The organism is Pleomorphochaeta sp. (assembly GCF_050031695.1).
In the GTDB taxonomy this organism is placed as follows: Bacteria; Spirochaetota; Spirochaetia; order Sphaerochaetales; family Sphaerochaetaceae; genus Pleomorphochaeta.
Genome location: NZ_JBNAIC010000062.1, coordinates 40225 through 53529 on the forward strand (window position 1 = coordinate 40225; position 13305 = coordinate 53529).

Here is a 13305-nt window from a genome sequence, read left to right on the forward strand (position 1 = left end):
TTATGATTAACTGGATTATTGCGATAGCTGCAATAGCTATAGTTGTTGTAGGAATAGTAAAGTTTGTAAAAGATACAAAAAACAAAAAAGATTGCAACGGAAATTGTAACGGATGTAATGGTTGCAATTTATAATACTAGAACCCACTTTTATAGTGGGTTTTTTTATCGCTCCATTAATAATGTATGAATTGAACTAAGAGCTACAATAGATGCAGTTTCAGCTCTTAATATATTAGTTTTTAATGTAACTGGAATACATCCTTTTTCTATTAATATTTTACATTCTTGATCACTTAATCCACCTTCTGGACCAATTAATATACCCAGTTCAGAATCTGTTTTTAAATTTTTTAATTTATCTTTTAATGACCTATTATCTATATCTTGTTGATGAAAGAAAAAAAGTGGAAAAGATAAAGAATTTATAAAATCATTAAATGATAATATATTATTAAATTTTGTAATTATAGAAGAGCCTGATTGTTGAATTGCTTCTTTTATTATCTTTTCATATCTTTGGGTGTTTGATTTATCTTTTTTAGCAATGCAATATTGACTTTGAACTAAAGATATAGAAGAAACACCTAATTCTGTTGCCATTCTAATTATAGTTTCATTTTTTTTACCTTTACAAACACATTGAAAAAGGTGAATTTTAGGATATTCTTTTTTTTCTTTAGGCAAAGCGTCGGTTGATATAAAAGAATCACCTTCATTTAATTTTTTAACATTACATATACAGGTGTTTTTATTAACTTCTTTGATAGAGATTTGATATGGATTACCATCTAAATCTCTAGCAAAGATTTTATCGTTAATTTTTAATCTTAAAACTTTTATGAAATAGAGGCTGTCTTCTTTGTTTAACTTTAATATCTCCTCTCCATGAAAATATTTTGGTAAAACGTATTGTCTCATTTAATTCTCCAGTTGTTTTACAGCTTCTCTTAATGCATCATCTAAATATAAATCATATATTGGTCTATCATCAAAATCCATTCTAGATAGATATTCATTTCTAACAAGAACTTTTAGTGCATTTCTATTTAGATTTTCATTATTTATTTCATCAGCAAATTTTTCTAAATTATCATAAGAATAAATTGGATTATTATCAACAAATTCAATAACTTTGTTTGATTCCATTAATTCTTCAAATAAAGGAATTTCTTCATCTTCAAATATTTCTTCTTTAATTTCAATATCAGGTTCAATTCCAATTTCATGAATATCTATACTGTTTGGAGTCAAATATTTAGCTACTGTAAATTGAACAAAGCCTTTTCCAAATGGGAATGTTTGTTGCATTATTCCTTTCCCAAAGGTTTTAGATCCAATGATTAAAGCTCTATCATTATCTTTTAAAGCACCAGTTAGAATTTCAGAAGAGGATGCTGTTCCTCCATTAACTAGAACAACTATCTCAAAATCATCTGTTACTAAAGTATTCTTATTAGCTTTAGTTATTTGTGTATTATTAGATAATGTCTCTTTTTGTTTTGTTATTAATATAGTATCTTCAGATAAGAATAAATCAGCAATATTTAAGGCAGCATCGACTACTCCACCTCTATTATTTCTTAAATCAATAATTAGACTATCTATATTATCTTCAACTAATAAAGCTCTTAAATCTGTTTCAAATTGTTCTGCTGTAATTGCAGAAAATTGATATATTTGAATATATCCTATATGGTTTTCAATAATTGCTTTTGTTGTTGAAGGAGTTTCAACAGTAGCTCTAGTTAAAGTAATATCAAAAGATATAGAACCTCTTAAAATTGTTACAACAACTTTAGTTCCAACTTCTCCTCTTAATTGTAAAGAAGCTTCGGTTGCACTTAATTTATCTACAGGTTCTCCATCTATATGAGTTATATAGTCATTTGCTTTTAAACCTGCTCTATCTGCTGGTCCGCCTGGGAAAGGTGAAGATATTTTTATATAATAATCATTTGGATTGGTATCTTCCTTTTCATCAATAACTTGAGGATTTTTTTTAGTTAAATAAGTCCCAATTCCAGAATAAAGTCCAGTTGATTGTTCTTCATATTCTTCTGAATCTTCTTCTCCTACGTAAAAAGAATATTCATCACCTAAAGAATCAAGTAATCCACTTGCCATACCTCCTAAAGCTTTATCATTATCTATTTCATTAATGGATAATGCATCAATAACTTGATATAAATATGCTATGTTATTAACATTCTCCTGGATAGTTTGAGTATTAGGAGATAATGCAACAGAGGATTGTTCATTATTGTCTGAGCTTCCATTAGCAAATAGAAGTCCAGTTGATAAACTAAAAACGCAAAAAATTTTAATAAACTTATTCATATTAATATAATACATGCAACTTTAGGTGTTGACCACCCCTAAATACACAAGTAAACTTTGAAATATGAATTTGTTTATAAATTTTCCTTCTTGGATTAGTGCAGAAATTTTTCCAAACCTACCTATTAGATGGTATGGTTTGATGTATGTATTTGCTTTTTTAACAGCATACGTTATCTTTAGATATCAAGCAAGAAATAATGAGATAGAAATAAATGCAGAAGATTCTCAATCTTTCTTTATGTTTTGTATAATTGGACTTCTTTTAGGTGCAAGATTATTCTCAGTATTAATATATAATGGAACTTCTTATTATTGGACTCATCCATGGTTAATTTTTTGGCCGTTTAGAAATGGATCATTTATTGGTCTTCCTGGTATGAGTTATCATGGAGGTCTAGTAGGTGCAATTGTTGGTGGATTAATCTTTGCAAAGAAATATAAAAGAAATTTTTTAGAATTAGCAGATGTTTTAACTATTGGTATACCTTTAGGCTACACATTTGGCAGATTAGGTAATTTTATCAATGGTGAATTATGGGGAAGAGTAAGTGCTAGTAAAATAGCTGTTTTATTTCCATATGCTGAGAGGTTTTCAACTAATTATGAATGGGTAAGAAATATTGCAGATAAATTAAATATTGAATATATTGCAGGTGATTTTATAAATTTACCTAGGCATCCTTCACAATTATATGAAGCATTATTTGAAGGAATAGTATTATTTTTATTTATGTGGTTAGTTATTAGAAAAAGAAGATTAAAAAAATATAATGGATATTGTTTGTCTTGGTATTTAATTGGATATGGAGTAATTAGATTTTTTATTGAATATTTTAGAGAACCTGATTCTAATTTAGGTTTTATTATTCAATTAAATGATAAAGCAAATAATCCAGCATTATTTCAAACAATGCTGAATATTAGTATGGGGCAAATTTTTTGCTTGTTTATGATTTTTTCAGGTATTGTTTTATCTCAAATACTAAAATCAAGAAAGAATAAAGCTTTGGAGGCTAAAAATGGACGTAAATGATAAGTTAATAAAACTTAGAGAAATTATGTTAAGAGAAAAGTTAGATGCATATTATATAAATGGTACAGATCCTCACAATAGTGAATATGTATGTAATAGATGGAAAACAAGAGAATTTATTTCTGGATTCAGTGGAAGTGCAGGAAGTGTATTAGTAACAAAAGATAAAGCATATTTATGGGTAGATTCAAGATATTTTATTCAAGCGGATCAACAAACAGAAGGTACTGAATTCATTGTTATGAAGCAAGAAATTAATAATACACCAACACCTAAAGTTTTTATAAAAGAAAACTTTGAAAAAGGCAGTAGAATTGGTTTTTCTAAAGATACACTTATGATAGAAGAAAAAAAAGAATATCAAAAAGAGTGTACTAATGTTGAAATAGTTACAACTGAAGATTTATTAGATGAATTTTGGACTGATAGAGATTTTATTCCAGAAAATAAAGTGGATGAATTAAGTGTTGAATTAACAGGTTTTTCTCGTGCTCAAAAGTTAAATATGATTAGAATATATTTAAATGAAACTAAAGCGGATTATGCTTTTATTTCATCTTTAGATGATATTGCTTGGACCTTAAACTTAAGGGGTAGTGATATTGATTATAATCCTGTTTTTATTTCTTATCTTTTAGTATCAAAGGAAAAGGCTTATTTATTTACAAGTTTAAAACGTTTTAGTACAGAAATTTTTGAAAATGTTACAAAAGATTTAGAAGTATATCCTTATGAAGAATTAGTAAGTAAATTAAAAGAAATAATAGAAAAAGATAAAACTATATTATTAAATGAAAAGAGAGTTAATACTTTATTAGAAGATGATATATCTGAATTAAATTTAAATGTGATTAATGAACTTGAAGTTACAACTAGACTTAAAGCTTGTAAAAATGAAACAGAACTTGAAGGAATGAGAAGAGCTCATTTATTAGATGGTGTAGCTCTTGTAAATTTCTTAGCAAGTCTTGATTTTAAAGATGGAAAATATAGTGAAATTGCACTTTCTAATGAACTAGAAAAACAAAGACGAAGAAATAAAGAATGTTTAAATTTATCCTTTAATACAATTTCAGCTTTTAAAGAAAATGGAGCATTATGTCATTATAGTGTAAGTGAAGATAGTTCTAAAAAAATAGACTGTAATGGTTTATTAGTATTAGATAGTGGCGGAACTTATCAAAGTGGAACAACTGATGTTACTAGAACCTTATTATTTGGTGAAGCTACTGAAGACGAAATCAGAGATTATACATTAGTATTAAAGGGACATATTGCATTAGCTCTCCAAACTTTCCCAAAAGGAACAACCGGAAGTCAATTAGATGTACTAGCTAGACAATTTTTATGGAATTATGGATTAACTTATTTTCATGGTACCGGTCATGGTGTAGGTCATAGGTTGAATGTTCATGAAGGACCTCAGAGAATTTCAACAGTTTATAATGAATATCAACTTCAAAAAGGAATGGTTATTAGTGATGAACCAGGCTTATATAAAGAAGGTAGATATGGAATTAGAATAGAAAATCTTGTAGCTGTTCAAAATGATATTGAAACAGAGTTTGGACAATTTCTACACTTTGAAATATTAACGCTATGTCCTTATGAAAGAAAATTAATTGATATTTCTCTTTTAGATGAAAAAGAAATTAATTATGTTAACTCTTATCATTCTTGGGTATATGAAGAGCTAAAAGATTTTGTTGATGATAGTGCTCTTGAGTACTTAATTAGAGCAACACAACCTTTACAAATAAAATAATAATTATATTCTATAAAAAAAATTAACTACAATAATATGATAGCTTTACTAAAGTATAAATATTCTATAATCTAGACATAATAAAATGAATAAATTATTATCAATAAATAAAATAAGGAGACTTTAAATATGGTTGAAGCCTTAAAATCTAATGGTAAAATTAAACGTAAAGGACCAGTCGTTCTTGTAATTATGGACGGTGTTGGTTTTGGAAAATATAAAACAGGTGATGCTGTTGAAGAAGCACATACTGAAGTTTTAGATTCTTTATACAAGCAATATCCTTGGACAAAACTAAAAGCTCATGGAACAGCTGTTGGGTTACCTACTGATGCAGATATGGGTAATAGTGAAGTTGGTCACAATGCAATGGGTTGTGGTAGAGTCTTTGCACAAGGTGCTAAATTAGTAGCTAATTCAATTGCTTCTGGCAAAATGTTTGAAGGTGAAACTTGGGTTAAATTAGTAAATAACGCTAAAGAAAAAAACACAGCTTTACATTTTATTGGTTTATTATCTGATGGTAATGTTCATTCACATGTTGATACTTTAAAATCTATGGTACAAAAAGCTAAAGAAGATGGAGTTTCAAAAGTAAGAGTTCATGCATTATTAGATGGCCGTGATGTAGGTGAAGTAAGTGCTTTCGATTATTTTGATCCTTTTGAAGCTTTCTTAGCTGATTTATCTGATGAAAATTTTGATGCAAAAATTGCATCAGGTGGTGGCCGTATGGTTATTACTATGGATAGATATAATGCTAACTGGGATATGGTTAAAAAAGGTTGGGAAACACATGTTTTAGGTGAAGGAAGACAATTTGAATCAGCTCATGAAGCAATTGAAACTTTAAGAAATGAAACCGGTGCGATTGACCAAGATTTACCTCCTTTTGTAATTGCAAAAGATAACGTTCCTGTTGGTACAATTGAAGATGATGATAGCGTAATTTTATTTAACTTTAGAGGAGATAGAGCTTTAGAAATAACAAAAGCTTTTGAAGCTGAAGAATTAAGTGAATTTGATAGAAAACGTCATCCTAAAGTACAATATGCTGGTATGATGGAATATGATGGTGATTTACATGTTCCTTCTCAATATTTAGTTTCTCCTCCATCTATTGATAGAACTATGGCAGAATACTTATGTAAAACTGGTGTTAAACAATTTTCTATTTCTGAAACACAAAAATTTGGTCATGTAACTTATTTCTTTAATGGTAATAAAACAGGTAAGTTTGATGATTCTTTAGAAGAATATGTTGAAGTATTGTCAGATATTGTTCCTTTTGAAGAAAGACCATGGATGAAATGTGCAGAAATTGCTGATAGAGTTATCAAAGAAGTTGAAGCAAATAAATGGGATGTTATTAAATTAAATTTCCCTAATGGAGATATGGTAGGCCATACTGGTATTTTTGAAGCAGTTATTTGTTCAATGGAAGCTATGGATTTACAAATTGGTAGAATTAAAAAGGCTGTAGAAGCAGCTGGTGGTGTAATGATTATTACTGCTGACCATGGTAATGCTGATGATATGTTTGAACATGCTAAAAATGGTGATGTGAAAGTTAAAGATAATGGTTCTCCAAAAGCTAAAACTTCACACTCATTAAATCCTGTTCCTTGTATTGTTGTTGATCCAGCGTATAACGGTGAATATGATAAAAATTTAAATGAAGGTTTAGGTATTAGTTCTATTCCTGCAACTATAATGAACTTTTTAGGACTAGATGCTCCTGAAGATTATGATAAGTCCATTATTACATTAAAATAAGAAATAGATTTTATTTATAAACATAAAAAGAGGGATGGAACTTTGTTTCATCTCTTTTTTTATATAGAATATGATTTTAAATTAATAATTAAATATATTGATGAAAAGGTAAGGGTGAATAAAGCTATTATTCCTAATATAAAATTTGTATTTAATGAGAAATTAAGTATTCCAATTGAGATTGTAAATAATATAAAAGATAAAGTCTTTAATCTATTGTGAGTTGTTTTATCTTGGATGTATGATGGTATATAGCTAAAAATAGCAATAACAATTAGAAGAACAAACAGCATTTTAAAATAAGGCGAAGTATTAATCATTAATGAAGGATTCTCAATAGTCGGACTATTAACAGGAAAAATATAGCTTAATGCAAAAGATAGGAGAAAAGTTATTGAAATTTCATAATTTAAATTTTTAGTATTTGATCCGTTTTGATTTATTCCACATAAAATTAAAAATAGAACAGAATTTAATAATGTAAAAATATGAAGTTTTCCAATAAAAATTGGTGAAAAATATACATAATTAAAAGTATTATACCTTGTTGTAATTACAATAAAGGCATCTATAGATAAATTTAAGAGAACTAATAAAAAATTAATTGTAAAAGTCTGTCTTCTTGGTTCATTCATTTGATATATCTTAAGCGAAAGATATAAGTAACAAAATAACTGAAGTAAATCAGATAATGCTTTTAAATTTAGCATATAATTACTAGAGAAAAATCTAAAAGAATCAACTATTGAAATAAGAATATAAAATAATAAAAAAGCTGTTATTATAGATTGTGTGATAATTATTGATAATTGACCTTTTTTTTTCATAAATCCTCTTATATTTTCATAAAAAAAGGCTATTTTGAAATAATAACAAAATGCCCTTTTTGATACATAATTTAGTTATTTAGAGCATGTTTTTATAAGGAACATGTATTAGCTGAGACAAGCCTTTTTCTTTATGTAATATCCAAATATTTGAAATAGCAGCTCCAAGAGCACCAATAATTACATCGATCATTGTACCTAGACCACATAGCAAAGGAATTAATCCAACAACTGTCATTTCTGCATTATATAAATCTATTGATAAGATTTTTAATGTAAAATAAATAATAAAGAATACTTCAAAGCCTAAAAAAGCACTGCTAATAAAGGAGATAAGAGCTGAAAATAGAGCTATGAAAATTAGTATTGATACTTCTGGAACTTTATTAGTAGCTGCATATAGTAAAGCTGCAATTGTAAATGAAGAAACCATGGCACTTCCACCTCTAGCAAAAATAGTAGTCAAGGAAATGGATGTAGATGATACTCTTTTTTGAACACCTAAATTCATTCTTGATAGAGAAAAATTAATTGGTGTTGCAAAGAAAATATTTGCGGAAAATAATCCTGCTAATGAAGCAGCGGTTGTTCTATATAATATTTTATATGGGTTTTCTTTAAACCCTGTCACTATTGAAAATAATAATGGTAAAAAGATGAATATAGCACTTAATGTTAATAATATAAGTTTTAATACAAAGTTAGGTGCAACAAAAATAGTTGCTTCATCTTGAAGTGTTGCAAAGAATGATGCAGAAAGAATATAAACAAAAGCAAAACCATATAAAGAATAAGCTCTACATATTTTATACATTACTTCACTAAATGAATTTACAATAACATATGCAGGTCTAATTACATCACTTGAAGGTTTTAAAAAATAACCAAATAAAAAGGCTACTAGAACAATTGGTAACAGAAAATTCTGTGTCGCACTTATTGAGTAAAAAGGATTAATCGGTTCAAAAACATCTTTTACTAATGAGAATGAAGTTTTAATGTACTCAATTACTGCTGAAGTTCCAGCACCAGCACTTGATGTAACAGGAAAGGATACTGGCATTACTTTAAATAAAAACACACCAACAAAGGATAATAGTAATGTAGATAAAATACTCCATACAAAAGTTGAAGCCGCTAATCTACCACCCATTCCATTTTTTCTAAGAGAAGCAATTCCTGAAGTAAAAGTAATTAATACTATTGGAAATAAAACAAATCCACCAAATTGAATTACCAAGGTAGAAAAGGATTGAATAAATGTAATATAGGTTTCAAATTGTCCTAATAGTAAAGTTGTTGCTAAGCCCATAAATGTTGCAACTAAATAAGTTATCCAAGTTTTCATGTATTTAGATTACCTTAACATTTGATACAAGTCAATTAAATAACTATATTCAAGCTATATTTTAGGGTTTTAAGCCTTAAATATAAGCTTGATATTTAGTTTTTTAACAGCTAATTAATATTTGATAAAAATAAATCTAATTGGTATTCAGATTTGTTTTCTGCTAATAATAGACTTGATAAATAAGAATCAATATCAAAATTATTATAATCAAATAAAGCTTTAGAAAGAGCCGTTAGAACTATTAAGTCCTGAAGAGCTTCTTTTTTAAACCATGTAATTCCTTGATATTCATTACATAATGTATATTTCTTAAAGAAATTATTATTAAATAATTCTTTAAATGATTCACTAGGATTTTCTTCTAAAAGTTTATAGCTTCTTAAAAAGATAGCACTTCCATTTAATATATGAACAATTTCATTTTTATTAAGATTTAATTTTTTAAAACTATCTTTATAAAAATAATGTAATATAAATTTTTTGCAAAGTTTATAAATATCTTCAACAGTACTATCTTCTTTCAAGAACGGATAGATAAACAAACTAGAGGAAATAATAATTGGTAACTCATCTAAAGTGTTTCCAAGATTTCTTAATGATAAGTTTTCTTGGAAAACTGTAGAGAATTTTTCAAATATTTCTAACATCTTTTTTGGATCAATTTCTTTAGGTTTTGTTGACAGATAAGATTTAGCAAATCCAGTTAAATTATCATAAGCTGAAGGTAATGTTGAATATAATTGAGCTATTTGCAAAATTAATTTTTTATTTTCTGTTTTTGAAACAATACCTTTAGATAGATTTTTTATATTATTTAATAGTTCTGGAGATTTTAGTGCATCCATTTCTTTTAGGATTGGGTTTAAGCGTATTGCTGTAATTTCTAAATTTAAATCTAAAACACCATTATTAGATATTTTTGAATATAATCTTGAGTAAGATCCATCTATATCTTCAATTTCACGAATATCAATTAATACTTTTGTTTCGTATCCGTTTAATTTTACCCAAAAGCCTTCATCATAAATTTTTATTGAAGGAGCTAAATAAGTTAAGCCATCATTAAAGTTTTTATAAACTAAAAAATGTTTTCCACTTAAAGTTAAATTAAGATTTGAGGATATAGTTGAAGTAAATAATTGGTTTGTTGATTTATTTAGTTTTTCTGTAGATGTTTTAATATAGCCTTCTACACTTTCATATTGGTTATTATATAAAACCAAAGTTTTTTCTTCATTTGTTCCATTTGAATAACAGAATGCAGAATCATAAACAATACCATTATTATATAAATCATAAAGGTTAAAGTGTTCTGATCCACTGAATAAATATCTTCTTTTTAGTAGAGGGAATATTTTTTTGTAATGATTTTCAATTAAAGAATCATTTGGCCATTCATCCCAATATGCTTTTTTATATTCCATTCCATATTTTTCTTTCAAACCTTCAATTTGTCCATGTCCATACATTGGTAATCCTGGCATTGTAGAGAGAAGAGTACATACTCCAAAATATTTATCGCCATCACCAAATTGACCAATTGCAGTTTCTTCATCAGGATTACTCATGAAGTTAACATATCTTTTTAATATTTCAGGGTCAAAAGATAATGTTTTTTTAATAGAATCTTTATATTTTTTGTTTTCTTGATTTTTAAGCATATTCATAAATGCACTATTATATACTCTATGCATTCCTAAAGTACGAACGAAATAACCTTCCATCATCCAAAACGCTTCAGCTAATAAAAGAGTATCAGGTAGTTCTTCGGCCATTCTATCTACAACTTCACGCCAGAATTCTTTTGGAATTAATTCATCAAATTCTTTATCGCTTAAACTATATATAGTTCTACCGGCAATATCTCCACCGTGTCCGAGTTTAGGGTACCATAATCTTTGAATATGTTTTTTAGCAAGCGTCATAGCGGCATCAAAACGAATAATTGAGAAGTTTTTAGCAACATGTCTTATTTGTTGGAAAACAGCTTCACGAGTTAATGGATTTAAAAAATCAAGTTGAGCTGTATCGTTCCATGGCATTGATGTTCCATCATTTCCATGGAAAATATAAGTTGTTTCATTTGTTCTTTTGTCTCTTCTTCTAAATGTAACTGCAGCATCGCTTTGTTCAAAGTAATGATCTTCGATTTTTATTTCTATATCAGGGTTATTTGATAAATCTTCGCCATTATAAGTATAGGACGGGAAAGGCGGATAATTTTGTTGAACAAATAGATTTGGTTTATTAAAAACCCAATCACTATCTAAACCTGTATGGTTTGGTACCATATCAGATGCTAGTCTAATCCCTCTTTCTTCACAACGGCTTCTTAATTCTTCTAAAGCTCTCCATCCTCCAATAGAATGTGATATTTCATAATTTTTTAATGAATAGGCTGAAGCTTCAGCTTCTGGGTTACCACAAAGATTTTTTATTTTTTTACTAGCATCACTTCTTTCCCATAATCCTATTAACCAAAGAGCTGTAAATCCTCTATTTCTAAGATTATCAAGTTCTTGATCAGGGATTTGATCTAGAGTAATAATTGGTCTTTTATAATATTTAGAAAGTTGATCTAACCATACTAGAGTACTTTTAGCCATCATGATAACATTAGGCATCCAATTTCTATCTTCAGAAAATGCTTCATATTCTTCATTAAAATGAGAGTAGTCAGGAACGTATGTCTCTGCATTAGCATTTCCACCTGTATTATCAAAGAAAACTGGTTTATTTTCTTCTTTTTCTAAATCAATAGCTTTTAATAGGTTTATTTTTAATTCATCTGAAATTAGATGTGACCATTCTTCTAAGATAAAGCTAATTTGATCTATTAAAGAAGTTGGATGTAGCCTTGAAGGGGTTAATAAGAAAGCAAATAAATCTTCATCACTACCTTCAACAGTAGGTCTTGATGAGGAAAATTCTCCCATTATTGCTGATAAAGCTTTTGATGCACTTGGAAATATTAATTCATCTCTATAAATTAAAGGTCTAATTGATTTTAATAGAGCTGGGTTATGAGTCATAACTCTATGAACAAAAAAAGCTCTAATTGTTTCTTCCGTATATTGTTCTATTGAAACTTGTTGATCTGTTAATAAAGGAGATGGAAATTCTTTTGAATAAAATGCTAAAACTTCATTTGCATCTTTGTTTTTTGAAACAAGAGGAAGCATTCTTGAAAAGAAGCTTGAATCTGAATTTTTAATATAATTAGTTATTAAATTTTGGTATAAAGTGTGTAAAATTGCACAAGCATTTACTTTAGAAGCACTTAAATAATCATTCTTTAACGTTGTAGTGTTGTAGTTATAAGAAAGTTCTTGTGCTTGTTTGTAAAAAGAGCTAATTTTTTTGTTAGTTTGAAAATAAATTGAATAATCTTTTAATTCAGTTCTAATAATATTTGATAGCCTAAAATCTCTTGATGTCATGTGGCCTCCTGTTGAAAGAAAGTATAACATATTTTATTTTACAAGTTAAATAATAGAATAATCTAAAAAATGTAAATTTATTTATTTTAAGTAAAATATTTTATTCCTTATAGTAATAAGAAAAATTCAATTTATATATAAGAATCAATTAACTTACTAGCTTTTTCTATATATATTGGTAAACTAATTTTTTCATCATTATCAAATTTAGAAAGAACAAAAGAAGAAACATTTTTATGCTTAGGCCTACCTATACCAAAGCGGAGTCTATAAAAATCATCTTTTTTAATTTGTTCTTTAATGCTTTTTAACCCATTGTGTCCTTTTAACCCTCCACCTTGTTGGATTTTTATATTAGAAAAATCAAGTTCTAAATCATCATGAACAACTAAAATTTCATTGCTTTGAATTGAAAAATAAGACATAGCAGCTTGAATTGCTTTTCCGCTATTATTCATAAAAGTTTGTGGTTTAAGAATCTTTATAGAATTTACATTGGCAAATAAGCTATTAAATTTCTTTTGAAATGAAATATTGTTATATTTGTAATCACAAATACTAAAACCAATATTGTGCCTAGTGTCTAAATATTGTTTACCGGGATTGCCCAAAAATACAATCATTTTTATCATATTTATACTATAATAATACCAAGAGGTAATTACAAGATGTATCATGTATTTGTATATGTTCCAACATCACATTTAGAGTTAGTAAAATCTGCAATGTTTGATGCAGGAGCCGGTAAAGTTAGTGGTTATGATTACTGCT

10 protein-coding genes are annotated in these 13305 nt (G+C 27.6%); 4 read left to right on the top strand and 6 right to left on the bottom strand.

Going from position 1 to position 13305, the window contains the following annotated elements:
• The first annotated feature begins 2 nt into the window (after window positions 1–2).
• Entirely contained in the window at window positions 3–134 is a 132-nt protein-coding gene (locus ACPKM0_RS11125) for a FeoB-associated Cys-rich membrane protein (RefSeq protein WP_472475979.1), read from the top strand.
• A gap of 30 nt (window positions 135–164) precedes the next feature.
• Here the strand turns inward: ACPKM0_RS11125 and ACPKM0_RS11130 are convergent, their stop codons facing one another.
• Window positions 165–920, bottom strand: a complete 756-nt coding sequence (locus ACPKM0_RS11130; protein ID WP_472475980.1) for an RsmE family RNA methyltransferase — start codon at window positions 918–920, stop codon at window positions 165–167.
• Window positions 921–2339, bottom strand: coding sequence for a S41 family peptidase (locus ACPKM0_RS11135; RefSeq protein WP_472475982.1), 1419 nt, complete (start codon window positions 2337–2339; stop codon window positions 921–923).
• Between the two features lie 64 nt (window positions 2340–2403).
• On the opposite strand from ACPKM0_RS11135, the gene lgt reads away from it, so the two are divergent.
• From lgt to gpmI, 3 genes are all read left to right on the top strand, one after another.
• Window positions 2404–3375, top strand: coding sequence for a prolipoprotein diacylglyceryl transferase (gene lgt / locus ACPKM0_RS11140; RefSeq protein WP_472475983.1), 972 nt, complete (start codon window positions 2404–2406; stop codon window positions 3373–3375).
• Window positions 3362–5140 carry an aminopeptidase P family protein gene (locus tag ACPKM0_RS11145; protein WP_472475985.1) on the top strand — a complete coding sequence of 593 codons (1779 nt, stop codon included), beginning with the start codon at window positions 3362–3364 and terminating at the stop codon, window positions 5138–5140. The genes lgt and ACPKM0_RS11145 overlap by 14 nt, the downstream gene beginning before the upstream one ends.
• Window positions 5141–5269: 129 nt before the next feature.
• Complete coding sequence (gene gpmI, locus ACPKM0_RS11150; RefSeq protein WP_472475987.1) at window positions 5270–6916, top strand: 2,3-bisphosphoglycerate-independent phosphoglycerate mutase; 1647 nt, start codon at window positions 5270–5272, stop codon at window positions 6914–6916.
• A 59-nt stretch (window positions 6917–6975) separates the two neighbouring features.
• Here the strand turns inward: gpmI and ACPKM0_RS11155 are convergent, their stop codons facing one another.
• The 4 genes from ACPKM0_RS11155 to pth all read right to left on the bottom strand — a co-directional run bounded on the left by ACPKM0_RS11155 (window position 6976) and on the right by pth (window position 13166).
• Complete coding sequence (locus tag ACPKM0_RS11155) at window positions 6976–7743, bottom strand: hypothetical protein (RefSeq protein ID WP_472475989.1); 768 nt, start codon at window positions 7741–7743, stop codon at window positions 6976–6978.
• Between the two features lie 79 nt (window positions 7744–7822).
• Window positions 7823–9091 (bottom strand): cation:dicarboxylate symporter family transporter, encoded by a 1269-nt coding sequence (locus tag ACPKM0_RS11160; RefSeq protein ID WP_472475991.1) that lies wholly within the window; start codon window positions 9089–9091, stop codon window positions 7823–7825.
• A gap of 110 nt (window positions 9092–9201) precedes the next feature.
• A complete protein-coding gene (locus ACPKM0_RS11165) occupies window positions 9202–12534 on the bottom strand; it encodes an alpha-amylase family glycosyl hydrolase (protein ID WP_472475993.1) in 3333 nt (1110 codons plus the stop codon).
• 131 nt (window positions 12535–12665) lie between these two features.
• The gene (gene pth, locus ACPKM0_RS11170; RefSeq protein WP_472475995.1) at window positions 12666–13166 is read right to left on the bottom strand and encodes an aminoacyl-tRNA hydrolase; all 501 of its coding nucleotides are present in this window, start codon (window positions 13164–13166) and stop codon (window positions 12666–12668) included.
• Window positions 13167–13305: the final 139 nt, after the last annotated feature.

Bases quoted from the DNA above. Each gene is read 5' to 3' on its own strand.
- ACPKM0_RS11125 (WP_472475979.1), top strand. From the start codon at position 3: ATGATTAACTGGATTATTGCGATAGCTGCAATAGCTATAGTTGTTGTA.
- ACPKM0_RS11130 (WP_472475980.1), bottom strand. From the start codon at position 920: ATGAGACAATACGTTTTACCAAAATATTTTCATGGAGAGGAGATATTA.
- ACPKM0_RS11135 (WP_472475982.1), bottom strand. From the start codon at position 2,339: ATGAATAAGTTTATTAAAATTTTTTGCGTTTTTAGTTTATCAACTGGA.
- lgt (WP_472475983.1), top strand. From the start codon at position 2,404: ATGAATTTGTTTATAAATTTTCCTTCTTGGATTAGTGCAGAAATTTTT.
- ACPKM0_RS11145 (WP_472475985.1), top strand. From the start codon at position 3,362: ATGGACGTAAATGATAAGTTAATAAAACTTAGAGAAATTATGTTAAGA.
- gpmI (WP_472475987.1), top strand. From the start codon at position 5,270: ATGGTTGAAGCCTTAAAATCTAATGGTAAAATTAAACGTAAAGGACCA.
- ACPKM0_RS11155 (WP_472475989.1), bottom strand. From the start codon at position 7,743: ATGAAAAAAAAAGGTCAATTATCAATAATTATCACACAATCTATAATA.
- ACPKM0_RS11160 (WP_472475991.1), bottom strand. From the start codon at position 9,091: ATGAAAACTTGGATAACTTATTTAGTTGCAACATTTATGGGCTTAGCA.
- ACPKM0_RS11165 (WP_472475993.1), bottom strand. From the start codon at position 12,534: ATGACATCAAGAGATTTTAGGCTATCAAATATTATTAGAACTGAATTA.
- pth (WP_472475995.1), bottom strand. From the start codon at position 13,166: ATGATAAAAATGATTGTATTTTTGGGCAATCCCGGTAAACAATATTTA.